At 55.9% G+C, this 25,180-nt stretch carries 26 protein-coding genes; 16 read left to right on the forward strand and 10 right to left on the reverse strand.

Annotated elements, in window-relative coordinates; translation table 11 throughout:
- Nucleotides 1–46: 46 nt before the first annotated feature.
- From FHS21_RS02200 to fabD, 3 genes are all read right to left on the reverse strand, one after another.
- Nucleotides 47–283, reverse strand: coding sequence for an acyl carrier protein (locus FHS21_RS02200; protein ID WP_091880344.1), 237 nt, complete (start codon nucleotides 281–283; stop codon nucleotides 47–49).
- 261 nt (nucleotides 284–544) lie between these two features.
- A complete protein-coding gene (gene fabG / locus FHS21_RS02205) occupies nucleotides 545–1,282 on the reverse strand; it encodes a 3-oxoacyl-[acyl-carrier-protein] reductase (protein ID WP_112527865.1) in 738 nt (245 codons plus the stop codon).
- Between the two features lie 13 nt (nucleotides 1,283–1,295).
- Complete coding sequence (gene fabD, locus FHS21_RS02210) at nucleotides 1,296–2,240, reverse strand: ACP S-malonyltransferase (RefSeq protein ID WP_183660871.1); 945 nt, start codon at nucleotides 2,238–2,240, stop codon at nucleotides 1,296–1,298.
- Nucleotides 2,241–2,656: 416 nt separating this feature from the next.
- Between fabD and rpsF the strand changes: the two genes are divergently transcribed.
- From rpsF to FHS21_RS02270, 12 genes are all read left to right on the forward strand, one after another.
- Nucleotides 2,657–3,082: a 30S ribosomal protein S6 gene (rpsF, locus tag FHS21_RS02215; protein ID WP_106717052.1), complete on the forward strand. Its 426-nt coding sequence runs from the start codon at nucleotides 2,657–2,659 to the stop codon at nucleotides 3,080–3,082.
- Nucleotides 3,082–3,330: a 30S ribosomal protein S18 gene (gene rpsR, locus FHS21_RS02220; protein WP_008128538.1), complete on the forward strand. Its 249-nt coding sequence runs from the start codon at nucleotides 3,082–3,084 to the stop codon at nucleotides 3,328–3,330. The genes rpsF and rpsR overlap by 1 nt, the downstream gene beginning before the upstream one ends.
- Nucleotides 3,331–3,531: 201 nt before the next feature.
- Nucleotides 3,532–4,503, forward strand: a complete 972-nt coding sequence (locus FHS21_RS02225; protein WP_183660873.1) for a DUF2232 domain-containing protein — start codon at nucleotides 3,532–3,534, stop codon at nucleotides 4,501–4,503.
- 26 nt (nucleotides 4,504–4,529) lie between these two features.
- Nucleotides 4,530–5,099 carry a 50S ribosomal protein L9 gene (rplI, locus tag FHS21_RS02230; protein ID WP_112527859.1) on the forward strand — a complete coding sequence of 190 codons (570 nt, stop codon included), beginning with the start codon at nucleotides 4,530–4,532 and terminating at the stop codon, nucleotides 5,097–5,099.
- A gap of 193 nt (nucleotides 5,100–5,292) precedes the next feature.
- Nucleotides 5,293–6,573, forward strand: coding sequence for a cyclopropane fatty acid synthase (locus FHS21_RS02235; protein ID WP_112551262.1), 1,281 nt, complete (start codon nucleotides 5,293–5,295; stop codon nucleotides 6,571–6,573).
- A 275-nt stretch (nucleotides 6,574–6,848) separates the two neighbouring features.
- Nucleotides 6,849–8,342: a replicative DNA helicase gene (locus FHS21_RS02240; protein ID WP_183660875.1), complete on the forward strand. Its 1,494-nt coding sequence runs from the start codon at nucleotides 6,849–6,851 to the stop codon at nucleotides 8,340–8,342.
- 4 nt (nucleotides 8,343–8,346) lie between these two features.
- Nucleotides 8,347–9,513 carry an alanine racemase gene (alr, locus tag FHS21_RS02245; RefSeq protein ID WP_112551356.1) on the forward strand — a complete coding sequence of 389 codons (1,167 nt, stop codon included), beginning with the start codon at nucleotides 8,347–8,349 and terminating at the stop codon, nucleotides 9,511–9,513.
- The gene (gene radA / locus FHS21_RS02250) at nucleotides 9,513–10,913 is read left to right on the forward strand and encodes a DNA repair protein RadA (protein ID WP_183660877.1); all 1,401 of its coding nucleotides are present in this window, start codon (nucleotides 9,513–9,515) and stop codon (nucleotides 10,911–10,913) included. Before alr ends, radA begins: the two co-directional genes overlap by 1 nt.
- Nucleotides 10,914–10,954: 41 nt before the next feature.
- Entirely contained in the window at nucleotides 10,955–11,560 is a 606-nt protein-coding gene (locus FHS21_RS02255; RefSeq protein WP_112527851.1) for a CvpA family protein, read from the forward strand.
- A gap of 53 nt (nucleotides 11,561–11,613) precedes the next feature.
- Nucleotides 11,614–11,844, forward strand: a complete 231-nt coding sequence (locus FHS21_RS02260) for a hypothetical protein (RefSeq protein ID WP_162713608.1) — start codon at nucleotides 11,614–11,616, stop codon at nucleotides 11,842–11,844.
- A 135-nt stretch (nucleotides 11,845–11,979) separates the two neighbouring features.
- The gene (gene purF, locus FHS21_RS02265) at nucleotides 11,980–13,473 is read left to right on the forward strand and encodes an amidophosphoribosyltransferase (RefSeq protein WP_112527847.1); all 1,494 of its coding nucleotides are present in this window, start codon (nucleotides 11,980–11,982) and stop codon (nucleotides 13,471–13,473) included.
- 9 nt (nucleotides 13,474–13,482) lie between these two features.
- Nucleotides 13,483–14,235, forward strand: a complete 753-nt coding sequence (locus FHS21_RS02270; protein WP_112527845.1) for an SDR family NAD(P)-dependent oxidoreductase — start codon at nucleotides 13,483–13,485, stop codon at nucleotides 14,233–14,235.
- On the opposite strand, the gene FHS21_RS02275 is transcribed toward FHS21_RS02270, so the two are convergent.
- A complete protein-coding gene (locus FHS21_RS02275) occupies nucleotides 14,232–15,317 on the reverse strand; it encodes a helix-turn-helix domain-containing protein (protein WP_246410727.1) in 1,086 nt (361 codons plus the stop codon). The genes FHS21_RS02270 and FHS21_RS02275 overlap by 4 nt on opposite strands.
- A 206-nt stretch (nucleotides 15,318–15,523) precedes the next feature.
- Between FHS21_RS02275 and FHS21_RS02280 the strand changes: the two genes are divergently transcribed.
- Both FHS21_RS02280 and FHS21_RS02285 read left to right on the forward strand, forming a co-directional pair.
- Nucleotides 15,524–16,144 (forward strand): hypothetical protein, encoded by a 621-nt coding sequence (locus FHS21_RS02280; RefSeq protein ID WP_162713606.1) that lies wholly within the window; start codon nucleotides 15,524–15,526, stop codon nucleotides 16,142–16,144.
- A gap of 43 nt (nucleotides 16,145–16,187) precedes the next feature.
- Complete coding sequence (locus tag FHS21_RS02285; RefSeq protein WP_183660879.1) at nucleotides 16,188–17,186, forward strand: alpha/beta hydrolase family protein; 999 nt, start codon at nucleotides 16,188–16,190, stop codon at nucleotides 17,184–17,186.
- 19 nt (nucleotides 17,187–17,205) lie between these two features.
- Here the strand turns inward: FHS21_RS02285 and pssA are convergent, their stop codons facing one another.
- From pssA to FHS21_RS02310, 5 genes are all read right to left on the reverse strand, one after another.
- Nucleotides 17,206–18,048, reverse strand: a complete 843-nt coding sequence (gene pssA, locus FHS21_RS02290) for a CDP-diacylglycerol--serine O-phosphatidyltransferase (protein ID WP_112527839.1) — start codon at nucleotides 18,046–18,048, stop codon at nucleotides 17,206–17,208.
- A 10-nt stretch (nucleotides 18,049–18,058) separates the two neighbouring features.
- Nucleotides 18,059–18,757: a phosphatidylserine decarboxylase gene (locus tag FHS21_RS02295; RefSeq protein WP_112527837.1), complete on the reverse strand. Its 699-nt coding sequence runs from the start codon at nucleotides 18,755–18,757 to the stop codon at nucleotides 18,059–18,061.
- A gap of 105 nt (nucleotides 18,758–18,862) precedes the next feature.
- Nucleotides 18,863–20,749, reverse strand: a complete 1,887-nt coding sequence (locus FHS21_RS02300) for an ABCB family ABC transporter ATP-binding protein/permease (protein WP_112527835.1) — start codon at nucleotides 20,747–20,749, stop codon at nucleotides 18,863–18,865.
- Nucleotides 20,750–20,751: 2 nt separating this feature from the next.
- Nucleotides 20,752–21,123 (reverse strand): ArsR/SmtB family transcription factor, encoded by a 372-nt coding sequence (locus FHS21_RS02305; RefSeq protein ID WP_112527833.1) that lies wholly within the window; start codon nucleotides 21,121–21,123, stop codon nucleotides 20,752–20,754.
- A 90-nt stretch (nucleotides 21,124–21,213) separates the two neighbouring features.
- Nucleotides 21,214–22,461, reverse strand: a complete 1,248-nt coding sequence (locus FHS21_RS02310; RefSeq protein WP_112527831.1) for a LysM peptidoglycan-binding domain-containing protein — start codon at nucleotides 22,459–22,461, stop codon at nucleotides 21,214–21,216.
- Between the two features lie 174 nt (nucleotides 22,462–22,635).
- Here FHS21_RS02310 and FHS21_RS02315 point away from each other — a divergent pair, with 174 nt between their 5' ends.
- Complete coding sequence (locus FHS21_RS02315) at nucleotides 22,636–23,241, forward strand: LOG family protein (RefSeq protein WP_112527829.1); 606 nt, start codon at nucleotides 22,636–22,638, stop codon at nucleotides 23,239–23,241.
- A gap of 17 nt (nucleotides 23,242–23,258) precedes the next feature.
- Entirely contained in the window at nucleotides 23,259–24,272 is a 1,014-nt protein-coding gene (locus tag FHS21_RS02320) for a CorA family divalent cation transporter (RefSeq protein WP_112551256.1), read from the forward strand.
- Here the strand turns inward: FHS21_RS02320 and rarD are convergent.
- The gene (gene rarD, locus FHS21_RS02325; protein ID WP_162701878.1) at nucleotides 24,269–25,165 is read right to left on the reverse strand and encodes an EamA family transporter RarD; all 897 of its coding nucleotides are present in this window, start codon (nucleotides 25,163–25,165) and stop codon (nucleotides 24,269–24,271) included. The genes FHS21_RS02320 and rarD overlap by 4 nt on opposite strands.
- Between the last annotated feature and the right edge of the window lie 15 nt (nucleotides 25,166–25,180).

Genomic DNA, 25,180 nt, shown 5'->3' on the forward strand with positions numbered 1-25,180 from the left:
AAGGCTAAACACCTTATATCACGATCGCTGCGGGGCCGAACAAAAATCAGGCAGATGCTTTGTCGATGAACTTAACGGCATCGCCGACTGTCAGAATCGTCTCGGCAGCATCGTCGGGGATTTCGACGCCAAACTCTTCTTCAAAAGCCATCACGAGCTCGACAGTATCAAGGCTGTCGGCGCCCAGATCGTCGATGAAGCTCGCACCATCGGTGACTTTCTCGGCATCAACGCCCAGATGTTCAATAACGATTTTCTTGACGCGTTCTGCAGTATCACTCATGTGGAAACCTCAACCTGTTTGTTTTTTCCTATGCCTTGGTTAGCGGCACGGATGACTCTAATCAAGCAATAAGATGGTTGTTCCGCCCTGTTTAACAGCTAAAACACCCGTCCTTGCGGCTCTTTCCTTGCGGAACTGAAAGGACATCAAATCGATTTGACTGCCCAGACTGGTGCGCGACTTATCACGCTTTATTCACGGTCTCAATCTCATAAATGTGATTGAGACCGATACCGGTGGATACGATCGATGCAAACCCGATCAGATCATCGCCATGCCGCCGTTGACGTGAATGGTCTGACCGGTGACATAAGATGCTTCGCTGCTGGCAAGATAGACAACCGACGAAGCAACTTCGGCGCCCGTACCCATGCGACGCATCGGGATAGCAGACATGATGCTTTCTTTCTGCTTGTCGTTGAGCTTGTCGGTCATTGCCGATTCGATGAAACCCGGTGCAACGCAATTGACCGTGACGTTACGGCTGGCGATTTCCTGCGCCAAGGATTTGGAGAAGCCTATAAGTCCGGCTTTGGAAGCGACATAATTGGTTTGACCCGGATTCCCTGTCACGCCCACGACTGAGGTTATGTTGATGACGCGGCCATAGCGGCGGCGCATCATCGGATGCGTGAGTTCGCGAGTCAGGCGGAAAACTGCGGTCAGATTGACTTCAAGCACGTTGTCCCAGTCGGCATCGCTCATGCGCACGAACAGGCCGTCTTTGGTGATACCCGCGTTGTTGACGAGAATATCAACGCCACCAAGATCGGCTTCGGCCTTTTCGCCAAGCGCCTTGACCTCATCTCGATTGGAAAGGTTAGCCGGGAAGATCATGACCCGATCGCTAAAATCAGACGCCAGAGCTTCTAGCTTTTCCACACGGGTGCCATGGAGACCCACGATTGCGCCCTGTGCATGAAGTGCACGAGCGATTGCCTCGCCAATACCACCCGTCGCACCCGTGATAAGAGCCTTGCGGCCTGTGAGATCAAACATTGCGCGTTCCTTTTTAAGCGTTGAGGGCAGCAACAGCCGCATCGATGTCTTCTGGCGTGCCGACAGCAATACCGGATATGTCCTTATTAATACGGCGCGCAAGACCAGTCAGCACTTTACCCGCACCGATTTCGTAGAGCGTTGTGACCTCATTATTGCCAAACCATTCTACCGTCTCACGCCAGCGCACCTGTCCCGTCACTTGCTCAACCAGCAATGCGGCGATTTCGGTTGCAGACTTGACAGGCGCAGCGCGGACGTTGGCAATAAGCGGCACGACCGGATCGTTTTTGGCGACATTGGCCAGTGCGACACGCATGGCCTCAGCGGCGGGCTCCATCAAAGCAGAGTGGAAAGGAGCGGAAACCGGCAGCATGATCGCACGCTTGGCGCCTTTGGCGGATGCCAGCGCAGCCGCTGCCTCGACAGAGCCCTTCGCGCCAGAGATCACCAACTGACCGCCGCCATTGTCATTGGCGATCTGAACCGGACCTTGTTTCGACGCTTCGGCACAAATTGCTTCAACATCTTCGTGTTCCAGGCCGATGATGGCGGCCATGGCGCCCTCGCCCGCTGGAACCGCCTTCTGCATCGCATTGCCGCGAATTCGCAAGAGGCGCGCCGTATCGGATAGCGAGAATGTGCCGGCTGCACAAAGCGCAGAATATTCGCCGAGAGAATGACCGGCGACATAGGCAACCTTATCCTTCAAGGATACGCCCTTGGACTCCAGCACGCGAAATACGGCGATGGATACAGCCATCAGTGCGGGCTGGGCATTGGCAGTCAGCGTCAAAGTTTCTTCCGGGCCTTCCCAGATGATCGAAGACAGCTTCTCACCCAGAGCTTCGTCCACCTCGTCGAAAACAGCACGGGCCTCGGGGAAGTTCTCGGCCAGAGCCTTACCCATGCCGACAACCTGGCTTCCTTGACCCGGAAAGGTGAATGCAATGGACATAAGCTGCGCCTCCAAAGGTTGCTTACAGTGTGAATCTGTCGCGCGATGTGCCTACAGGCAAGCACGAAGTCAAGCTTTGATAGGGCGAGCGTATCGTCACCTTTACGTCGACAGAGCTTTTAGATTAGACATTCACCTCGTTTTACAGTTCAAACGCGCTCTTCCGCATAAAATTTCCAGGCGGGTTGCTTATTTGGGCATTTGCCCGTATAGAGCGCCCGTTCATTGCTCGGCGTCAGCTGGGGGCTGAACGGAGGGCCGGATTTCGATCCGTCGAAGCATAAGAGCTTCAGCCTCCCGTGTCTCCGCTCTCGATCGTCTCCATCAGCGTCCTTTCTTCGCCGGTCTCCGGCAGAGAGATTCGCAGAGGTTTACCGTTGATACCGGGCAATATTAACGAAGAAAGGCAAAGACAAATGGCTCTTTATGAACATGTGTTCCTTGCTCGACAGGACATTTCGCAGCAGCAGGTCGATGCGCTTGTAGAACAATACAAGGGTATCATCGAGACCAATGGCGGCTCAGTCGGGCGTATTGAAAGCTGGGGACTTCGTGCCCTCACCTATCGCATAAACAAGAACCGCAAGGCGTATTATTCGCTGCTCAACATCACTGCTCCTGCAGCAGCCGTTGCCGAGCTCGAGCGTCAGCAGCGCATCAACGAAGACGTCCTGCGTTTCATGACGATCCGCGTTGACGAACACGAGGAAGGCCAGTCGGCCATGCTCGCTCGCCGTGACGATCGCCGCGACCGCGACGACAACAAGTTCGGTGGCCGCGATGACGACCGTCCGCGCCGCCCACGCCGTCCGCGTGACGAAGCCGGTGAAGGAGCAGAATAATGGTTGATATCAATCAGATCCCGACCCGCCGTCCGTTCCATCGTCGCCGCAAGACCTGCCCGTTCTCGGGTGCCAATGCGCCGAAGATCGACTACAAGGACGTAAAGCTCCTGTCGCGCTACATTTCCGAGCGTGGCAAGATCGTTCCTTCCCGTATCACGGCTGTCAGCCAGAAGAAGCAGCGCGAACTCGCTCAGGCGATCAAGCGTGCCCGTTTCCTCGGTCTGCTGCCATACGTTGTAAAATAATAAAACTGAGGCGGTGGATTTCGATCCGCCGCCTCATTCCACCATCCGCGATGGGCGCGGGCCTGGTGGACCAAAGCAATTCCAGGAAAAGTGGGAACCGGTTTTCCGTCAGGGATTGCGTCAAAACAAATTGAAACCCGAGTTGAGGTAATGGTCTAGGGACCGCCTCTAACTGCTGAAACAAGCAGGACAGCGAGCGAAATGAAACTGACTGCAAAAGATATCGGCGTGGGTGTGTTGGCGGGCTTTGCCGCTGCACTGCTTTCGGTTGGCGTTATCACGCAATCGACCCTCGCCATGGCGCTATTGCTGTTTTCGCCGCTGCCTATTTTTGTAGCCGCTCTCGGCTGGGGTACGGCCGCCGGCTTGATTGCCGCCCTTTCCATGGCTGTCGCCGTCTCCGTGCTTGCCGCGCCAATGGCGGCCCTTATCGTTGTCCTGATCACAGCGCTCCCTGCCGCCGCGGCATCGTACTTCACCGGTCTGGCGCGCCCTGCCGATGAAATCGGTGGACCGAAGGACGTCATGGTCTGGTATCCGCTCGCCGATACTCTGCTGCGCCTGGCGCTGATTGTGGCAGCCAGTTTCATCGCAATCGGCGTGCTCGTCGGATTTGGCGATGAACTTGCAGGCGAACTGGCGAAATCACTGGGGCAGCAGCTTGCCGCAAGCAACCCTGAACTTGCCGCGAATGCCGACGTTGCGCAGAGCATGGCACTGTTTGTCGTGCGTGTACTGCCCGCTCTGCAGCCTGCCGTATGGGTGACGATAATCGTCGCCAATCTTTATCTGGCCCTGCGGTTGACGGCCGCTTCCGGCAAACTCCGCCGACCGCATGATGACTGGCCGCGGGCGCTGCGTATGCCTCGCTCCGCGCTTATCATCTTCGCCATCGTTTGCGCTGCTTGCTTTTTGCCGGGCGGTATCGGCTACGCCGCAACGGCAATAGCCGGCGCACTCGGTGCCGGTTTCACGATGGCGGGTTTCGCCATACTGCATGCAAGAACGCGCGGCGCACCATGGCGTCCGGTGGCACTATGGTTCGCCTACCTCGCGGTTCTGCTTTTCGCCTTCGTACTTTTCCTCTTCCTTCTTGCCGGTTTGTTCGACACGTCGCGCAACGCCCCGGTTTCGAAGGCTGCGAATACAACACCACCTAACAACGACAATTAACATTAGAACAGACAAGGATAATTCAAATGGAAGTCATTCTTCTCGAACGTATCAGCCGCCTCGGCCAGATGGGCGAAACAGTCAAGGTAAAGGATGGCTTTGCCCGTAATTTCCTGTTGCCACAGGGCAAGGCTCTTCGTGCCAACGAAGCCAACAAGAAGAAGTTCGAAGGTCAGCGCGCGCAGCTCGAAGCACGCAATCTCGAACGCAAGACGGAAGCACAGGCGATCGCCGAAAAGCTCGACGGCAAGTCATTCATCGCCGTTCGTTCGGCTGGTGAAACCGGTCAGCTTTACGGTTCAGTTTCGACACGCGATATCGCTGATCTGATCACCGCTGAAGGCTTCTCGATCAATCGCAACCAGGTTGAACTGAACACGCCGATCAAGACCATCGGCCTGCACAAGATCGTGCTGACACTACATCCGGAAGTCGAAGCAACGGTCACGATCAACATTGCCCGTACTGCAGATGAAGCCGAGCGTCAGGTAAAGGGCGAAAATCTTACATCCGCTGAGGCGATCTACGGTATCGAGGAAGTTCCGCTTGCGGATGAATTCTTCGATGAGGACGAAGAAGGCGAAGAAAACGCCTGATCTTTTTTCGATAGATCATTCTTTCGAATGATCTCATCAACATTTTGAAAGTACCCGGCAGCAGTGCCGGGTATTTTTTTGCTTTTCAGGAACAAAAAAACGATTAGATTTGTTTGTCCTACCACGCCCGACCACGGCTCACCTCCCGAGCCTGCTAATGGCCGAGCTCTATCGTCAATGATGGAGATTGTTCATGAATGCCATACTCAAAGCCGCGCTCTCGCGGATGATCTACACTGGCACTTTGGTTATCACAGACTCTACCGGTAAATCTCAAACCTTCGGTGATGGAACCGGAGAGCAATTCGCCTTCCGCATCAACAGCGCAGCGGCCGAACGAAAGATCGCATTCGACCCATCGCTGCATTTCCCTGAAGCCTATATGAATGGCGATATCGACGTTCTCGAAGGCGATATCTATGATGTCCTGAAGATTATCTTCGAAAATACCGGGGCGACTGTCGCCAAGGAACCCTGGATGTTGGCGATCGAAGGCATACGCCGTGCCACCCGCCGCCTGCATCAGATGAACACGCTGACTCGCGCTTCCAGCAACGTTCAGCGCCACTATGATCTCTCCGAAGATCTCTACAAGTTGTTCCTCGATACGGACATGCAATATTCCTGTGCCTACTTTGAACGGCCGGATGCCACTCTGGAAGAAGCGCAGCTTGCGAAAAAACGACACATCGCAGCGAAACTGTTGTTGAAAAAGGGGCACAAGACGCTCGACATCGGTTGCGGATGGGGCGGACTCGGAATCTACCTCGCCAAGCACCTCGAAGCCAATGTGACAGGTGTAACGTTGTCGCAAGAGCAATTCGGTATCGCCAACAAGCGCGCATTCGAAGAAGGCCTGACGGGAAAAGCGCAATTCACCCTTCAGGACTATAGAACGATCGAAGAGAGCTTCGACCGCATCGTGTCGGTCGGCATGTTCGAACATGTCGGTATCGGGCACTTCCCGGAATATTTCCAGCATACCGCGCGGCTTTTGAAGAAGGACGGTGTGTTCCTTCTGCACTCTATCGGGCGCTCGGATGGCCCATCCTATACAAACGCGTTCATCCAGAAATACATATTCCCGGGCGGTTATATTCCGGCACTCTCGGAAGTGCTGCCACACATCGAAAAGGCTGGTCTCGTTGTCACCGATATCGAGATTCTCCGGCTACACTACGCGGATACTTTGCGTATCTGGCGCGAACGATTCATGGCGAATCGCGAGAAAGCCAAGGCGATCTATGATGAACGGTTCTGCCGGATGTGGGAGTTCTATCTTGCGGCTTCGGAAGCGGCTTTCCGCTGGCAGAACCTGGTGGTGTTCCAGATCCAGCTCGCACACCGGCAGGAGGCCGTGCCGCTAACCCGGAACTATATCGAGAAGGAAGAAAAGCGGCTCAAGCGCCTCGAATGTGAACGCAGCTCCGCCAACAGCCAGGTGGAGACCAAGGAATCAGTCGCTGGGCGGTAAGTCCGACGATCGATTCAACCCTTAACATCATCGTCCATCCGCGGAGCGATTTGCGGATGGTTTTTTTGTGCTTTCCATGGCTACCAAATTGCGACATTCCGCGTTGCGGGTATACACTGTCATTTGCGAATCACGCGCCAAATCGGTGACTCTGAGTCAAGCTGTAAACATCCTGTTTTGTACTTCTTGCTGTGGATGGAAATGTATATTCCGCCTCTGCATTGCGCCGTTAAAAACGCCGTGGCCATAGTGATCCAAGAACAGGAAAATATAAAATGGCTGAAGCTACGGTACGCAAGATCAATGAGGCTCAAGGAGCGCTTTACCGCGAAGCCCCTAACAATATCGAGGCCGAACAGGCCCTGTTGGGCGCCATTCTCGTCAACAATGATGCGTTTTACCGTGTTTCAGACTTTCTGAAGCCGACCCATTTCAACGAACCACTGCATCGCAAGATCTTCGAAGTCACTTCCGATATGATTCGCATGGGCAAGATGGCGAATCCGGTAACCCTGAAGACATTCATGCCGGCTGACGCCAAAATTGGCGAAATGACGGTGATGCAATATCTCGCCCGTCTCGCTGCGGAAGCGGTAACGATCATCAATGCCGAAGACTACGGCCGGGCGATCTACGATCTGGCCACGCGGCGCGCTTTGATCACCATCGGCGAAGACATGGTCAACATAGCCTATGACGCTCCTGTTGATGTCGCGCCGCAAGGTCAGATCGAAGATGCGGAACGGCGCCTGTTCGAGCTTGCAGAAACCGGCCGCTACGATGGCGGATTTCAGACATTTACCGATGCGGTCAAGACTGCCGTCGACATGGCCAACGCGGCGTTTATGCGCGACGGGCACCTTTCGGGTATCTCGACAGGCATCCGTGCGCTCGATGCGCGCATGGGCGGCCTCCAACCATCTGACCTGATTGTCCTCGCCGGACGCCCCGGCATGGGCAAGACCTCGCTTGCGACGAATATCGCATTCAACATTGCCGCAGCGCATGAACCGGAACAATTGGCAGACGGTACGTTCAAGGCCAAGAATGGCGGCGTTGTCGGCTTCTTCTCGCTCGAAATGTCGTCGGAACAGTTGGCAACCCGTATCATTTCCGAGCAATCGGAAATCAGTTCCTCGAAAATCCGTCGTGGCGAGATCAGTGAAGCCGATTTCGAAAAGCTGGTTGCCTGCTCGCAGCATATGCAGAAGGTGCCGCTTTATATTGATCAGACCGGCGGTATTTCGATTGCCCAGCTTGCAGCGCGGGCGCGGCGGCTGAAGCGCCAGCGCGGCCTCGACGTTCTGGTCATCGACTATATTCAGCTCATGCAAGGGTCGTCAAAGCGCGCGTCGGAAAACCGCGTGCAGGAAATTACCGAAATCACTACAGGGCTGAAAGCGCTTGGCAAGGAATTGAACACGCCGATCATCGCCCTCTCCCAGCTGTCTCGTCAGGTGGAAAGTCGCGAAGACAAGCATCCGCAACTTTCCGACTTGCGCGAATCCGGTTCGATCGAGCAGGACGCGGACGTGGTGCTGTTCGTCTATCGCGACGAATATTACATCAAGAACAAGGAACCGAAGGTCGGGACGGAAGAGCATTTCAAGTGGCAGGCCGATCTCAACGAAGCTACGGGCAAGGCGGAAGTCATCGTTGCCAAGCAACGTCACGGCCCGACGGGCACGGTAAGACTGGCGTTCCAGGCGGAATTTACCCGCTTTACCGATCTTGCCGAAGATTCGCATCTTCCTGAACGGTTCGAGTGAACCTTTGACTGCCAAAAAGCCCCTGATCACCACGACCGGCGCAGATCCTCGGTTAGCCGGGGGGCGGCTAACAATCGATCTCGATGCGCTTGCGACCAATTGGCTATTCCTCGCCGAAAAATCGAAGCCTGCAGAGGCCAGTGCTGTCGTCAAGGCCGACGCGTACGGGCTCGGCATCGTGCATGTCGTACCGGCGTTGTGGCAGGTTGGATGCCGCACTTTCTTTGTCGCGCTGGCCGAGGAAGGTCTGCGGGTAAAAGCTGTCGCGCCTGATGCGCGGGTGTTTGTGCTCAACGGGTTTTTCGCCGAAGCATTCGAAGCCTACTGCCAATCGGACCTCATTCCCGTTCTTGGCTCGGTCCATGAGCTCGATTTGTGGAAGCACCTGAATTCCCGTCGAAAGGACAAGCTTCCGTTCGCGCTGCACGTGGACACCGGTATGAACCGTCTCGGCATTACCGTCGAGGAAGCCTTGACTTTCGCGGCTGATCTACGGAACCCAAAGCCGGTTCTACTGATGACGCACCTCGCTACGGCTGACGATCAAGCGCATGCGTTGAACCGAAAACAAATCGAATCATTTCAAAAACTTCGCGTGGCTTTTGCAGGAATTGAATCAAGCATTGCGAATTCCCCGGGCATTTTTCACGCGAGCATAGGTAAATATGAGCTTAGCCGCCCCGGCGTTGCCATGTACGGCGGCGAACCACTTTCCGCCGCCGCCAATCCCATGCGCCCTGTGGTGACGCTGGAAGCACGCGTTGTACAGATCCGCACTGGACTAAAGGGCGAGACCGTAGGTTACGGCGCTACCGCGACGCTTAAACGCGACACGCGTATTGCCGTTTGTTCGGTAGGCTATGCGGATGGTTATCTTCGTTCCGCATCGGGCAGCGGTGTGCCGTTGCGCGGCGCTGTACCCAACGGCGGCGTAGGCTTTGTTGCCGGGAGCAAAGTTCCGATTATTGGTCGCGTCACCATGGATCTTACCTCCTTCGACATCACTGATCTTCCATTGGATGCGGTCAGCCCAGGGGACTACGTCGAACTCTTCGGCCACAACATTGCGTTGGACGACGCTGCCCGCGCCGCCGGAACGATCGGATATGAGTTGCTTACCAGCCTTGGGAATCGCTATCACCGGCGCTATCTCAAATCCGAAAGTCATTGATGGCAAAGCCAAGAATTCAATTTATCTGTCAGAACTGCGGTGCAGTGCACACCCGCTGGGCCGGCAAGTGCGACGAGTGCGGCGAGTGGAACACCCTTGTTGAGGAAGGCACGGCTGGCGGTATCGGCAGCGGACCCGGCAAGCTCTCATCACGCAAAGGTCGTGCAGTAGCGCTGACCACGCTGTCCGGCGAAATCGAGGATGCCCCGCGCATCCAGTCAGGCATCGGCGAACTGGATCGCGTTACTGGCGGGGGATTCGTCCGCGGCTCCGCGATCCTCATCGGCGGCGATCCCGGAATCGGCAAATCCACATTGCTGACGCAGGCAGCTGCTGCCCTCGCCCGCCAAGGCCACCGCGTCGTTTACGTTTCGGGTGAAGAAGCGGTGGCACAAATCAGGTTGCGCGCCCAGCGGTTGCACGCTGCCGATACCGACGTGCTCCTCGCGGCCGAAACCAATGTCGAAGACATTTTGGCCACCATCTCCGATTCGAAGCGGCCAGATCTAATCATTATCGATTCGATCCAGACATTGTGGACAGACGCCGCCGATTCTGCCCCCGGCACAGTGACGCAGGTGCGGGCCGGCGCCCAAGCCATGATCCGCTATGCCAAGCAGACCGGCGCGGCAGTTGTTCTCGTCGGGCACGTGACGAAGGAGGGTCAGATCGCCGGGCCCCGCGTGATCGAGCATATGGTCGATGCCGTGCTCTATTTCGAAGGCGAAGGCGGCCACCACTACCGCATCTTGAGGACCGTGAAGAACCGTTTCGGTCCAACGGACGAGATCGGCGTGTTCGAAATGTCCGACAAGGGACTACGCGAAGTCGCCAATCCTTCCGAGCTTTTCCTGGGTGAACGCAACGAAAAATCGCCTGGCGCTGCGGTTTTTGCAGGCATGGAGGGCACGCGTCCGATACTCGTCGAAATTCAGGCGCTGGTTGCACCCTCGACGCTTGGCACGCCGCGCCGTGCGGTTGTCGGGTGGGATGGAAACCGGCTGTCGACGATTCTCGCCGTACTCGAAGCGCATTGCGGCGTAAGGTTCGGTCAGCACGACGTTTACCTGAATGTGGCCGGTGGATATCGAATAACCGAGCCCGCAGCGGACCTTGCAGTTGCATCTGCACTGGTTTCCTCAATTGCCGGTATTGCCCTTCCGGCAGATTGCGTCTATTTCGGCGAAGTCAGTTTATCTGGTGCGGTTCGCCCGGTGGCGCATGCTGTGCAGAGGCTGAAGGAGGCAGATAAGCTTGGGTTCAAGCAGGCTGTTCTTCCCAAGGGAAGCAACGACGTGGCAAAGAACGGCAATGCTCGTCTGACAGAAACCGCTTCGCTGCCGGACCTTGTGGCCCGGATTGCGGCATCTGGACCTGACAAGAGACAACGCGACGACTGACCAGATAGTATTGGCCAGACTGAATATGGGGATGAACTTAAATGCCAATAACGTTGCTTGACGGAATTCTATTGGGCATCACTCTCGTTTCGGCGGTTTTGGCCATGGTGCGCGGCTTTTCGCGCGAAGTTTTGTCGGTGGTTTCCTGGGCAGCTGCAGCGGCAGCCGCGTATCTGTTCTACAAGCCGGTCATTCCGTTCCTTACGCCCTATATCAGCAATGATACAATTGCCCAGATCGCAGCGGCTGGCCTCGTCTTCGTCGTTACGTTGATTGTCGTGTCGATCATCACAATGAAGATTGCCGATTTCATCATCGATAGCCGTATCGGCGCACTCGATCGTACGCTGGGTTTCCTCTTCGGCGCAGCGCGCGGCATCCTTCTCGTCGTTGTCGCCATGCTGTTCTTCAATTGGCTTGTTCCCGAGAACCAGCCGGCATGGGTTGGTCAGGCAAAATCCAAGCCGATGATCGATCAGCTGGGTACAAAACTGATCAGCCTGTTGCCAGAGGACCCGGAATCAACCATCCTCAACCGCCTGAAGCCCGGTACGACAGCGGCCCCGGATGCAGCGCCCGACGGCACCACCACAACACCGGAGCCGAAGGAAGACATTCCGCCGGAAGGGTCGACAAACCAGCCTTGATGCAGTTTAGAGCAAATTCCGACCATATTGGATCGTTCTGCCGGAGGGAATTCGTGGACAAGGTCAAGGGGTTTGGCGAGGCCGATGCCTTTCCATCGGACGAAGCCAAAACCCGATGGATTTGGCCCGAATTTCACCCGGCCCTTCGGGTTTCCGGCTGGCGGACACCCACTTTGTCGGGCGGCATCATCCGATGGAAAAACATCGGCCTCGCCACCCTCCGCGTGGATTGTCTCGCCATCCGCGAAACAGAACTGATTCAATATGATCGGAAATTGCTCTAAGAACACAACTGCGTCAATATTGGCATTTATCAGGCCTTGGCGTTTACTTGGTAATGCTCCATATACGTGGCATAATGCGAAATAGGCACAATTGACTCGATCCAAGGTAATCTTGGGGCGGAAGGGCTGGCGGTAATGACCGACATTTCTCGTAACGATAATCAATTGATGTCCCTTGATGACGACACACTGCATGAAGAGTGCGGTGTGTTTGGCATTTTGGGGCATCCCGACGCGGCGACGCTGACCGCGCTCGGGCTGCACGCCCTGCAGCATCGCGGCCAGGAAGCGGCCGGTATCGTCTCCTATGACGGGAAACAGTTTTGTTCGGAACGCCGCATGGGTCTCGTCGGGGACCACTACACCAATCCGGCAACCCTTGCACAACTGCCTGGCGACCGGGCCATCGGTCATGTGCGCTATTCGACCACTGGCGATACGGTTCTACGCAACGTGCAGCCACTTCTGGCCGAACTTGAGGTCGGCGGCATTGCCATTGCCCATAATGGCAATTTCACCAACGGCCTCACCCTGCGCCGCCAGCTTATTGCCGATGGCGCCATCTGCCAGTCCAATTCCGATACCGAAGTCGTCCTGCATCTCATCGCCCGTTCACGCCACGCCTCATCCAGCGATCGCTTCATCGACGCGATCCGCCAGATGGAAGGCGGTTATGCGATGCTCGCCCTCACCCGCACCAAGCTCATCGCTGCGCGTGACCCGATCGGCATTCGCCCGCTTGTGATGGGTGAACTCGACGGCAAGCCGATTTTCGCTTCCGAGACCTGCGCACTCGACATTATCGGTGCGAAATTCGTCCGCGATATCGAGAATGGCGAAGTGGTGGTCTGCGAAATCCAGGCTGATGGCTCGATCAGCATCGATACATACAAGCCGCAGAATCCGAAGCGCGAACGGCTTTGCCTGTTTGAATACGTTTACTTCGCCCGGCCGGACTCGGTCGTTGGCGGACGCAATGTCTACACTGCCCGCAAGAACATGGGCATCAATCTCGCCAAGGAAGCACCACTCGAGGCCGATGTAGTCGTTCCAGTTCCGGACGGCGGCACTCCAGCGGCCATTGGCTTTGCCCAGGCAAGCGGGATTCCCTTCGAGCTTGGCATCATCCGTAACCATTATGTCGGACGCACCTTCATTGAGCCGACCCAGTCGATCCGCGCCTTTGGTGTGAAGCTGAAGCACTCGGCCAACCGTGCCGTCATTGAAGGCAAGCGTGTTGTGCTTGTGGACGATTCCATCGTGCGCGGTACGACTTCGGTCAAGATCGTCCAGATGATCCGTGATGCCGGTGCGCGTGAAGTGCATATCCGCGTTGCCAGCCCGATGATCTTCCATCCGGATTTCTACGGCATAGACACGCCCGATGCGGACAAGCTGCTGGCCAACCAGTATGCGGACCTTGATGCAATGTGCGAATACATTGGAGCAGATTCCCTGGCATTCCTGTCCATCGACGGGCTTTACAAGGCTGTCAGCGGCGCCCCTCGCGATCCGCGCTCGCCGCTTTTCACCGATCACTACTTCACTGGCGATTATCCGACGCGGCTCCTCGACAAGGATGGGGCGAGTAACGTTCGCCAGTTCTCGCTTCTCGCAAATAACGGTTGAGTTCACTCTATGATTTCTGACGGCAGTTTTCGGCTGGATGGCAAGCTTGCGCTTGTCACCGGCGCATCGCGTGGCATTGGCTATTCACTCTCCAAAGAACTCGCTGCACGCGGCGCCCACGTCATTGCCGTTGCCCGCACGGTAGGCGGGCTTGAGGAACTCGACGACGAGATCAAAGCAGCAGGCGGAACCGCAACGCTGGTTCCCTTGGACCTAACCGACATGCCCGCCATCGACCGGCTGGGCGGTTCCATCCATGAGCGCTGGGGCAAGCTTGATATCATGGTCGCCAATGCGGGCATTCTCGGGACGATTTCGCCCATCGGACATGTGGAGGCGAAAGTCTTCGACCGGTTGATGGCAATCAATGTCACGAGTGTCTGGCGCCTGATCCGCACCACTGATCCTCTCTTGAAGCTGTCTGATGCCGGTCGCGCCATCCTGCTGTCGTCGGGCGTGGCACATACCGCTCGCGCCTATTGGGGACCCTACGCAGCTTCCAAGGCCGCTGTGGAAGTGATGGCGCGGACCTGGGCCGAGGAATCGCAACAGACGCGCCTTCGCATCAATTCCGTCAACCCCGGCGCAACCCGCACCGCCATGCGCGCACAGGCTATGCCGGGCGAAGATCCTGAGACCTTGCCCACGCCGACGGAAGTCGCCGCAAAGATCGCCCTGCTTTGCGATCCAGCCTTGGATGTAACCGGCAAGCTTTACGACGTGCGCGCCGACAAATTGCTGAGCTATAACGACCCGAGCTAACCAACGAGGCGAATGATCTTTGCTGTTTTCTCGTCGGTTTCTAAAGCGCGAGAGCGCCATGCCTTCGGGCTCATGCCGGTCACACGCAGGAACTCGCGATTGAAATTCGACTTGGTTTGAAAGCCGGCATCGAACATGATCCGCGTGATCGGCTCGTCTGTGTCAGTGAGCGAGCGGCAAGCTTCCCTCACCCTGTAATCATTCACATATTGCGAGACGCTCATCGATTTGACGCGGTTGACCGCGCTTGACACTTGCCGGACCGATAGGCCCATTTTCCGGGCAAGCCGGTTGAGATTGAGATCGACATCACGATAGAGCTTGCGCGATTGCATCAGATCGTCGAGAGAGGCTGCTATTTGCGTATCCTCAGCACTTGGCTGGCTTGTACGCCCGTCGTCCTCGACCTCGACGTCAGCCGGTGACTGGTTGGCACCCGCCACAGTTGCCGCTGTACCCAAAACCAGCAATGCAAGCACGTTGCCAATGGCGACAATCTGGCCGGAATGAATGCCGCCGGATCGCGCGAAGTCCAGGCTGATAATGATATCGATGACGGCCGAGGCAGCGATGGCGAAAGCTGTAACCTGCAAGGCACGATGAGAGTTGATCACCCCATCGAGGCGCGACGAGGCAAGAGCATCCGGACCTGCCGATGCCAGCCATGTAAGCGCAACGCCATAGCCCGCAAAGATCAGAATGAGCGCGAGAGAGATCGGTGCCGGCCAGAACGCGACCAGCGCCGCCACAAACAATGGCGGGAGCGCGTGCAGCCACAGCAGCGGCCGCTTTAAGGGAGAGCGCCCGGTACGCAAGCCCTCGAAGCTGAGCCAGGCCAGCGACGCGATAGCGGCTGCAAGCACGGCCTGGACCGGCAACACTCCCCTAAGGTCGTAGCCCCAACGCAAACCAATGACCATTGATTGCAAGGCATAGGCAGCAATCAGGCTAAAGAAAAATGGATTCAATACAGTCACTTCCCGCCGTCTGATCATCTGGATCAGAAGGATGAAAAGCAGCAACGCAACGACAAAGGGCAACGGAACAAAGATCATCGTCGAGACCACGGTAATTCGGAACATTACTATGTCCTGAATTGCGATCGCGGACGACCTGAAATGCAATCCAGGTCGAAAATACCAGTCACATGCAGCTTCCTGAGATCAGCGCTGATGATGGCGCCGAATCTCAGGAGAATATGATGCCCGGTTTTTTCGCTTCATTGATATTACTTTTAACAACACTCGGCCCCGTTGCGGCAAGGGCGGAACCAAGCAAACCGCTCGACATGGCAAACATCAAAACGGTCGCCATAACGGGAGAGGCAAGCCGCGTCGAGTTAACCACCACGGACACGCAGCCCTACGCCGCAACTATCTCCGGCAATCAATCGGGCTGGTTTTCGAACTGGTATTCGAGCTGGTTTTCAAACGCTTGCGAGACAGATACGACAACGGAAGTGAAAGATCAGACATTGCTGATCCATGTTGCGGAATCCCCTCTGATAAGCCTTTCCGATTGCGAAGTGCGCATCAACGTCAATCTGCCGAAAAACAGCGATATCAACATCCAGCAGCAAGCGCTTTACGCAAAATTGTCTGGCGAGTATCGCGGCATCACCATCAGCAGCAATGCCGCCGATTTCTCTCTCGACGGCTATGCATCAAGCCTCGACATCAAAGGCGATGCAGTCCGCAGCGACATGCGGTTCGAACGGACGAACCACAGCGAGACGATTCGGCTGGATTCACACGCCTTGGACGCAAGTTTCAGCTTCGTCAAGGATACGTCCATCAGCTACCTGATCGATGCCAAGGCCTCGTTCATCGACAGCAAGCGCGAAAGCACACCCGGGGCAAAGCCGTCAATCGAGATCAGGAGCGAGTATGTCCGCGCCACGATCCGGTAGCGCCTTCAATCATCATCAACGACATCCAAATGAGGGATCAACTATGAAAATTCTCAAGCTCGCAGCAATCCTTGCCATTACTGCTTTTAGCACGTTTCAACCGGCACAGGCCGCAGGTCTCAAATTCATCGAGGTGCCTTCCAATGGTCGTGGACCCGTTCTGACGGCTGCCGTCTGGTATCCGTGTGTTGGCAAGCTGGCACAGGTAGAAATCGGCTTCGACTATTCGACGGCTGTGCAAGACTGTCCACTCACAGGTGAAAAACTTCCGCTCATCGTGATCTCGCATGGTGTAGGTGGATGGTCCGGCAACTACCACGGACTTGCTGAAATGCTTGCCGATGCAGGATTTGTAGTCGCGGCCATCAATCATCCACGGGATAGCGGCGCATCGAAAACGAGAGATCCGAACGATATAGCCTCCATGACGCAGCGCCCTGTCGATATGACAAGGCTGATCGATTTCATGCTGGACCGCTGGTCAGGTGCACCACAGGTCGATCCCGCACGAATTGGCGTTTTCGGCTTTTCAAGAGGCGGCTTCACTGGCCTCGCCATGATTGGCGGCAACCCCGACTGGAAATTGCTGCTTGATAATTGCCCGACCTATCCGGGAAACCGCTTTTGCGAGCAAATTAACAGCTCGGCAATTGCTCCTTTGGCCGGTGATCCACGGATCAAAACTGCAGTGTTGGTTGACCCTGCGGGCGGTAGCCTATTCACCGCCGAGGGCCTGGGCAAAGTGACGGTTCCAGTCCAGTTATGGGCATCCGAATATGGTGGAGACGGTCTATCACCCAAAGATGCCGCAACGGTTGCGCATAACCTGCCCGCCAAGCCAGACTACCGCATCGTGCCAAACTCTGGCCATTTCTCTTTTCTTCCACCTTGCAGCCAGGAATTCGCGAAACTCGTGACCAGCTCCGGTGAGCCTGAGCTGTGCACCGACAGGGCAGGCTTTGATCGCGTGGCTTTCCACAAGCAGTTCAACGCAGATATCCTGGCCTTCTTCCGCAAAAATCTGATCGAAGCCGAGCAGTGAAACCCGCCTGGTTCCGAAATCAGGAAGGGGTTTCGGAACCAGCACTTTCAGCTTCTGCCAATGCGGTGCGATCTGCCGCTTCGTAGCGCTTCCATGCCCGTGCACTGAACGGTAGCGAGATGAAGAACGCAATTGCCGTCAGTGTTAGCGTTTGCCACGTGTAGCTCATCAGGAATGCCACGTAGACCACGATGAACAGGAATGTGGGCATGACCCAGTCCGAACGCAGCCTCGTTCCAGCGGCCTTGCCGCTATAGACCGGCAGGCGGCTGATCATCAGCACTGCGACACCGACGGTATAAGCGGCGGCCGCAAAGGCGATCGCACGCGTTGGCGCGAGACCGAGAAAGCCGAGATAGACCGGCAGCATGACGAGCATGGCTCCTGCCGGAGCCGGTACACCCGTGAAGAAATTGTTCTGCCAGAGTGGTTTGCCCACTACATCCAGCATCACGTTGAAGCGTGCCAAACGCAGGCAACATGCGATGCAGTACAGCAGCGCAGCTATCCACCCGAAGGAACGGGCCTGGTCCAGCATATAGGCGTAGAGGACCAGGGCCGGAGCGACACCGAAATTGACGATGTCGGCCAGCGAATCCATCTGTGCGCCAAATTTCGTGGAGCCCTTCATCATACGGGCGATACGACCGTCGATCCCGTCGAGAAATGCCGCGAGCAGCACCATGGACACTGCAAGTTCGTAACGATTCTCGAAGGCCAGCCTAATCCCCGTCAGTCCGGCGCAGATCGCCAGAACTGTAATCACATTAGGCGCGAGATAGCGCATCGGGATTCGCCGTCCGACTGGTCCGGTCGTCTGTGGTTTCTCGTCAAACAATGGATCGACTTCGGTCTCGGTCATGCGCCCTGCCTCAACTGATCCGCACCAACGGAGCGCTTGCAGCGCCACCGAATTCGGCAATGACGGATTCGCCGCCGACCGCAGTCTGGCCGATTGCGACGCGCGGCGTAAAGCCCTGAGGCAGATAAACATCGACGCGCGAGCCGAAGCGGATGAGACCGAACCGCTCGCCGATCGATATGGCAGTGTTTTCGTCGGCCCAGCAGACAATGCGGCGCGCTATAAGCCCGGCAATCTGCACGACGGCGATCTCACCATTTGGACCGTCAATCAAAAGGCTGTTGCGCTCATTCTCAGTGCTGGCCTTGTCGAGGTCGGCGTTCAGGAACTTGCCCGGCTTGTGCACGATCGTCGTTATCCGGCCGCGCACCGGGGCGCGGTTGATGTGGCAGGAAAAGACATTCATGAACACGGATATCCGGGTCATCTCCTTGTCGCCAAGACCAAGCTCGCGCGGCGGGATAGCGGGCCCAACAGCTGAAACGATACCATCTGCCGGACTGATCACCAGCTTATCATCGGTCGGGGTGACACGCTGCGGGTCACGATAGAAATAGATGCACCAAGCGGTGAGAATGAGACCAATCCAGAACAACGGTTCCCAAAAATAGCCGAGGACGATCGTCGCTCCGGCAAAACCGGCGATGAACGGGTACCCCTCCCGGTGGATGGGCACCAAGGTATTGCGTATGGAATCGACAAGACTCATTAATTTATTCCTGGTTGTGCCGGCAGCTCACCTTGCATGAAACGGCGAGCGCTCCAAGGCAAGTCGCGCGTTACTTATCGGAGATTGGCAGCTGGAGCAAACCATTCAAGCGGGCATAGCGGGCTTTCCACGTAGGATGACGCCAAGGTCGTCTTCCTGCTGTACACGGCGCAAACGCTCCTCAGCTTCCGTAGCCTCGCGCTGGCGGTTCCACATGGAGGCATAGAGCCCCTTCTTGGCCAAAAGTTTCGCGTGGGTGCCGCGCTCGGCGATCACTCCATCCTTCAGGACAATAATGTCATCAGCCGCGATGATGGTTGAAAGCCGATGGGCGATAACCAGTGTCGTGCGATTGCGACTGACAAGGTCAAGCGCCGACTGAATCTCATGCTCAGTGGCGCTATCGAGAGCCGAAGTCGCCTCATCCAAGATCAAAATAGGCGGAGCTTTCAAAATTGTTCTTGCAATCGCCACGCGCTGCTTTTCGCCGCCGGAAAGCTTAAGTCCGCGCTCCCCTACCATGGCGTCATAGCCTTCGGGCAACGTTTCAATGAAAGGACCTATCTGTGCGAGCTCTGCCGCATTGCGCATCTCGGCCTCCGTAGCAGTGATGCGCCCGTAGCGGATATTGTAGGCGATGGTATCGTTGAAAAGGACGGTATCCTGCGGAACCATGCCGATAGCCGATCGCAAGCTGTCCTGCGTCACGTCACGGATATCCTGGCCGTCGATGGTGATCGAGCCATTCTGGATGTCGTAAAAGCGGAATAGCAGGCGCGACAGGGTTGATTTGCCCGCACCGGAAGGCCCAACAATCGCTACGGTCTTGCCTGCGGGAACCTCAAAGCTGACGCCTTTCAGGATCGGGCGCTTCGGATCATAGGCGAACTGTACGTTGTCGAAACGCACGGCCCCGCGTTCGATCAGCAGCGGCTTGGCATCCGGCCTGTCCATCACCTCCTGCTCGACATCGAGTAGGTCGAACATCTGCTCGATATCCGTCAGACCCTGACGCACTTCGCGATAAATAAAGCCGATAAAGTTGAGCGGGACGGACAATTGCATCAGCATTGCATTGATGAAGACGAAATCACCCAATGTCTGGGTTCCGGCAATCACCTCCCTGCCCGACATGATCATCATGACCGCCATGCCAATACCGAAAATCACCGCCTGTCCAAAGTTAAGCCAGCCAAGCGACGTCCAGATGCGTGTCGCCGAAATCTCGTAGCGCGCCATGGCAGCATCAAAACGACCGGCCTCCATATTCTCATTGCCGAAATATTTGACAGTTTCATAGTTGAGCAGCGAGTCGATTGCCTTGGAGTTGGCGTCCGTGTCAGAGGCGTTCATGTCCCGGCGAATGCCGATGCGCCAGTCACTGGCTCTTACCGTGAACCATGTGTAGAGCCACACGGTCGCCACCACGACCGCCAAATAGGACATTCCGTATGTCACGGCGAAAATCACCGCCGTCATCAGAAACTCAATGATCGTCGGCGCCGTATTCAAGATGGTGAAGCGAACGATGGTTTCGATGCCCTTCGTTCCGCGTTCGATGATGCGCGAAAGACCACCGGTACGGCGTTCGACGTGGAAGCGCAGCGACAATTCATGCATATGAACAAAGGTCTTATAGGCAAGCTTTCGTACGGCATATTGGCCGACGCTGGCGAACAGTGCATCGCGCAGCTGGTTTAAACCCGCCTGCACGATACGTGCTGCATTATAAGCTGCCACGAGCATGAGCGGACCGACGAGAAGTGCCGGTATCAGATCAGATGCCTCGAATTTCCCATTCAAGGCATTTGTCGCCCATTTGAAAAAATAAGGAACCAGGATCAGGACCACCTTCGAGATGATCAGATACACGGAAGCCCAGACGACCCGCATTCTTAAATCAGGGCGTTCCATCGGCCACATATAGGGCCAGAGATTACGAATGGTCTGAAGGGTTTTTCCAGACTCGTCTGAGACGGTTTTGTTGGCCACTGTTAATCCTTGAAGACAATTTCGAGTTCGGGCAACGCTTGCGTTTCCCCGATGATTGTTCCTGGCGAGCAGCAAAGGCTTGCCATGTCGTTCACGAGTGCGGCCATACTGGCAAACGCTGCCGGATCGATGCTGTAACGAGAGCTCTGGCCGGACTGCTTGTAGCGGACAAGACCGGCATCGACGAGAATCTTCAAATGCTGCGATACGGTCGACTGTGCCAGATCAAGCCCGGCAACGATATCCTTGCAACAAGAAGTATCAAGGCATGCGAGCTGGCGGATAATGCGCAAGCGCGCTGGATGTGCCAACGCGGCGAGTATGCGCGCTGTATTGGCATCAGAATGATGTTGGAACGAGCCCGTGCATTTCATCGTTCATCGGCGATAAACGATATAATTTTCCAATGCAAGGAGAAATTGCGATTCTTTTTTTCGAAAACGGGCGTCAACAGCCCGTCTTTTCTATTGAACTACAGATTTATCTTTTTCTGGCAATGCGAAGATCTGCCCGGGGTAAATCATGTCCGGATTGCGGATCTGTTCCTTGTTAGCCAAATAGATAGTCGTGTAGCGCATGCCAGCACCATAGGTACGGCGTGAAATCTGCCAAAGACTGTCACCGCGGCGGATAATCACCGATCCATCGACGTTCTGCAGGGGAGTGCCCGCTTCAGCGACTTGCGGCGCCTGTTCGTCGGTTTGTGGTACAATCGCACCAGTCTCGGTTTGCGTATCGGCACCTGGAGTTGCCGGTGCGACAGCCGAGACACGCTCGCCGGCCTCGCGCTTGAACGGAACCGCGGCTCTGGCCACGACCGTCACGCCATCCTTGCCCAGCATATCAGCACGGATAATATAGTCTCCGACAGCCAGCTGCTGAACAGTCTGTACCAAAAACCGGCCATTGGGTGCTGTCTTTGTCGTTCCGAGCAGAGTGGAATTTGCGTAGACCTTTACTGCAGAGCCCGCTTGGGCATTACCAGCGACGAAAATCTTGCTGCCTTCGAGCTCGACTGCTTCGACCGTGATCAACGCTTTCTCTGCGGGAGCGAGGCCAGGCTTGTCGCCCTTGGGTGCAGCAACAGTTGTTGGCTGGGTGGATGAAGGCGCGGGTTCCACCGGCTCGGGCTTTGTGATCATGCGGCTGGGCTGGCCGGATTGTTCAACAAGAGCCAATACCTGACCAGTCTTTGACTCTGGAATGGAAACTATCGCCGTCTCAAGCGAAGTCATGGCGCTGCCGTCTTGTGTTGTTGAACGCAAGACAAGCTGGTAGTCGCCCGGCTTCAGCGGATTATCCAGCGCGATAACAAAATCACCATTCTCAGTCGATTTGGTCGTACCGATGACGCTTGAGCGCGACAAAAGGTCGACCGTCGCATTTTTTGCGGCGTTGCCGGCGATGACGATGGTGCCTGAGGGATCGACGCGCAGAACATCAAAAGTGGGCGCGCCATTATTTGCCGTCGCTGGCGGTGGAGCCGAAACCTGTCCGGAAGCAGCGTCTGTATCCGGTACGGTCGTCAGGGACTGAATTTGAGGTTCGGAATTTGCCGAGGGCGCTGCAGGCTGTGTCTGCACCGTTCCACTCATCACAGGAGCCGGTTGCTCCACAACGGGCTTGCCCGGCATCAGGCCAACATAGGCCGCAACAAGACCGGCAGCAACGACAGTACCAAATCCCAAAAGCGCAAATTTATTCTCGAACATCGTTCCCCGATCCTATTGTTCCTTTTGCTCTACCGCCTTTTCTGCCAAGCTACAAGAAAACCCTTTAGATTCAGACCCATTCTTTCGACGTATCCATAAAGCCGGCGTATGAAACTTTTGTCTCGCATTTGTACCGGCTTGACGTTTTGTGATGTGCAAGGCACCACTCATTGTATGAGCAAGATTCGATCCATTTGTGTCTATTGCGGCTCCTCACCGGGCCGCGACCCGATTTACAAACAAAGCGGCAAGCTTCTCGGCCAAACGATCGCTGAGCATGGGCTTGAGCTCGTCTATGGCGGCGGCACCAAAGGCATTATGGGCGCAGTTGCAGACGGAGTCATGTCTGCGGGTGGCAAAGTCACAGGAATTATTCCGAAATTCCTGATGAACAAAGAGGCCACCGAACACGCGCTTGGCCAGCTTTCAGAGCTTATTGTTACCGAAGACATGCATGAGCGCAAGCATAAGATGTTCGAGCGCTCGGACGCGTTCGTTACCTTGCCCGGCGGTATTGGCACTGTGGAAGAGATCGTCGAGATCATGACGTGGGCGCAGCTCGGCCGTCATCGGAAGCCTATGGTCTTCGCCAACATCAACGGTTTTTGGAATCCGATGCTGGCCCTCATCGAGCACATGAAAGCTGAAGGCTTCGTGCACACGTCACATTTGGTCAATCCGCTTGTGGTAGAGAAGCCGGAAGATATCGTACCCGCCATCCTCAATGCTGCTGCACGAGGTGACCGGGAAGGCAATGAAGCAATCATAGAGCGGCTGTAGCAAGCAAAAGGGGTCTCATGGCGGATAATATTACCCCCGATCCCTCAAGCAGCACACCCCTCATCCAAAGTGATGAGTTTGTCATCGCCCACAGCTTCCGCGATGACGGCACATTATTGCCATCCGCACATGCCGGAGCAGCAGAAAGTGCGTGGGTTTGGAAAAGCTATGGCCTTGCCGATGCGCGGGCAAGGCGCAATCTCGAAACTGACGAAAGCCTGCCGGAAGTTGTGCGGGAAGCATTGCTCTCCCCCGGCGACCAGTATCAGATCACCTATGAAGAGGGCTGGCTTTACGGTGAATTGCCGGATTTGCAGCACAAGCACTATGGCGATCCACGGGAGCTTGGTTATTTCCGCTTTGCCTTCAATGAGCGATTCTTCATCAGCGGACGCCGTCACCCCCTCCAATCGGTCGACGATGTACGTCAGGCTATTCTCGGCGGCAAGGTAAAGCCGAGATCGCCGATCGCTCTGTTCAACGCCATCTTCCGGCGTTTTCTCGATCTTCTAAAAATAGAGATCACCAAACTCTCGGAAACCCTGGATTCCATCGAGGATCATATCGTCGGCGAGAACTGGCAGGGCGAGCGGGAACGTCTCGTGCCTGTCCGGCGTCAGATCGTTGTGTTTCACCGCTACCTCACGGCGGCGACAGGTCTGTTCCGTCATATTGATCACGCCGATCGCCGGGTTTTTCCCGAAGAATTGGACGATCTGATCGAAGGATTGTCGCGCCGCGCGGAAACGTTGCATGCGGAAGGCGAACAACTGCAGCAACGTGCACGCCTGCTCCAGGACGAACTCCTGGCGAAACTCACGGATCAGTCGAACCGGTTTCTGTATGTCCTGTCGGTAATGACCGCGGTCCTTTTGCCAAGCACTGTCATAAGCGGGCTTTTCGGCATGAATACCGGTGGACTGCCGCTTGCGGAAAGTACACATGGATTCTGGCTTATTACTGCCTTGGCACTCGGTATTTCCGGTATGGTCTATCTCGTCGTGAGAAAGATCGGCGGATCGCGAAACTAATGCGCCGGTGCCAATCGCAGCTTTCGCGCCTCATACACCATTGACCAGGTGTAGATCGCAAGAGCTGACCAGATCAGACCGAATGCAATAAGCTGTACATGCGAGAACGGCTCGTCGAAGACAAAGATTGCTATGAAGAACACGATCGTCGGCGCAATATATTGCATCAAACCAATGGTCGTATAGCGCAGGAGCTTAGCGCCAAGGGCGTAGAAGATAAGCGGCACAGCGGTTGCAAGCCCTGCAAACAGCAACAGACCCGTGTCGTGCGGCGCCCCGTTGGTGAAGTGGCTGGTGTTCTGCGTCAGGGTCCAAGCAATGAAACCGAGCGAGGGAACGGAAAGTATTAGTACCTCGAGCGTGAAGCCCTGGATGGCGCCGATCGGCAAGGTTTTGCGAAAGAAACCATAAAAGCCAAAGCTGAAGGCGAGGACGAGTGAAATCCATGGGAGACCACCGGACGACACCGTCAACAGAATGACCGCGCATGCTGCCAAAGCTATGGCAACCATTTGCGCCTTCGAAAGGCGTTCGGACAGGAAGATGCCGCCAAGGACCACATTCACCAGTGGATTGATGTAATAGCCCAGTGCTGTATCTACAGTGTGATTATTGCCGATTGCCCAGACATAGGTGCCCCAGTTCACGGTGATCAGACTGGCGGTCAATATAGCCATGGCCAGCATGCGCGGGGTCGTGAAAGCGACCCTCAGATCGCCAAGCAACCCAAGCCACCAAAGCAGTACGACGGCAATGGGAACCGACCAGACAATACGGTGGGCCACCACTTCCAGCGCTGGTATATGCGCGACCGATTTCAAATAAAATGGCAGGATGCCCCACAACAGATAAGCACAAAGAGCGAAAATAAAGCCCTTCTTTCCATCCGACATTCCAATGAAAGCATC

It is taken from the genome of Phyllobacterium trifolii (assembly GCF_014192095.1).
In the GTDB taxonomy this organism is placed as follows: Bacteria; Pseudomonadota; Alphaproteobacteria; order Rhizobiales; family Rhizobiaceae; genus Phyllobacterium; species Phyllobacterium trifolii.

Coding starts and splice junctions, on each gene's coding strand:
- FHS21_RS02235 (WP_112551262.1), top strand. CDS start 5,293: ATGAATGCCATACTCAAAGCCGCGCTCTCGCGGATGATCTACACTGGC.
- rplI (WP_112527859.1), top strand. CDS start 4,530: ATGGAAGTCATTCTTCTCGAACGTATCAGCCGCCTCGGCCAGATGGGC.
- FHS21_RS02305 (WP_112527833.1), bottom strand. CDS start 21,123: ATGAAATGCACGGGCTCGTTCCAACATCATTCTGATGCCAATACAGCG.
- FHS21_RS02320 (WP_112551256.1), top strand. CDS start 23,259: ATGGCGGATAATATTACCCCCGATCCCTCAAGCAGCACACCCCTCATC.
- FHS21_RS02240 (WP_183660875.1), top strand. CDS start 6,849: ATGGCTGAAGCTACGGTACGCAAGATCAATGAGGCTCAAGGAGCGCTT.
- FHS21_RS02275 (WP_246410727.1), bottom strand. CDS start 15,317: ATGTTCCGAATTACCGTGGTCTCGACGATGATCTTTGTTCCGTTGCCC.
- FHS21_RS02200 (WP_091880344.1), bottom strand. CDS start 283: ATGAGTGATACTGCAGAACGCGTCAAGAAAATCGTTATTGAACATCTG.
- FHS21_RS02295 (WP_112527837.1), bottom strand. CDS start 18,757: ATGAGTCTTGTCGATTCCATACGCAATACCTTGGTGCCCATCCACCGG.
- FHS21_RS02315 (WP_112527829.1), top strand. CDS start 22,636: ATGAGCAAGATTCGATCCATTTGTGTCTATTGCGGCTCCTCACCGGGC.
- FHS21_RS02255 (WP_112527851.1), top strand. CDS start 10,955: ATGCCAATAACGTTGCTTGACGGAATTCTATTGGGCATCACTCTCGTT.
- rpsF (WP_106717052.1), top strand. CDS start 2,657: ATGGCTCTTTATGAACATGTGTTCCTTGCTCGACAGGACATTTCGCAG.
- rarD (WP_162701878.1), bottom strand. CDS start 25,165: ATGTCGGATGGAAAGAAGGGCTTTATTTTCGCTCTTTGTGCTTATCTG.
- fabD (WP_183660871.1), bottom strand. CDS start 2,240: ATGTCCATTGCATTCACCTTTCCGGGTCAAGGAAGCCAGGTTGTCGGC.
- FHS21_RS02225 (WP_183660873.1), top strand. CDS start 3,532: ATGAAACTGACTGCAAAAGATATCGGCGTGGGTGTGTTGGCGGGCTTT.
- fabG (WP_112527865.1), bottom strand. CDS start 1,282: ATGTTTGATCTCACAGGCCGCAAGGCTCTTATCACGGGTGCGACGGGT.
- rpsR (WP_008128538.1), top strand. CDS start 3,082: ATGGTTGATATCAATCAGATCCCGACCCGCCGTCCGTTCCATCGTCGC.
- purF (WP_112527847.1), top strand. CDS start 11,980: ATGACCGACATTTCTCGTAACGATAATCAATTGATGTCCCTTGATGAC.
- pssA (WP_112527839.1), bottom strand. CDS start 18,048: ATGACCGAGACCGAAGTCGATCCATTGTTTGACGAGAAACCACAGACG.
- FHS21_RS02280 (WP_162713606.1), top strand. CDS start 15,524: ATGGCAAACATCAAAACGGTCGCCATAACGGGAGAGGCAAGCCGCGTC.
- FHS21_RS02285 (WP_183660879.1), top strand. CDS start 16,188: ATGAAAATTCTCAAGCTCGCAGCAATCCTTGCCATTACTGCTTTTAGC.
- FHS21_RS02270 (WP_112527845.1), top strand. CDS start 13,483: ATGATTTCTGACGGCAGTTTTCGGCTGGATGGCAAGCTTGCGCTTGTC.
- radA (WP_183660877.1), top strand. CDS start 9,513: ATGGCAAAGCCAAGAATTCAATTTATCTGTCAGAACTGCGGTGCAGTG.
- FHS21_RS02310 (WP_112527831.1), bottom strand. CDS start 22,461: ATGTTCGAGAATAAATTTGCGCTTTTGGGATTTGGTACTGTCGTTGCT.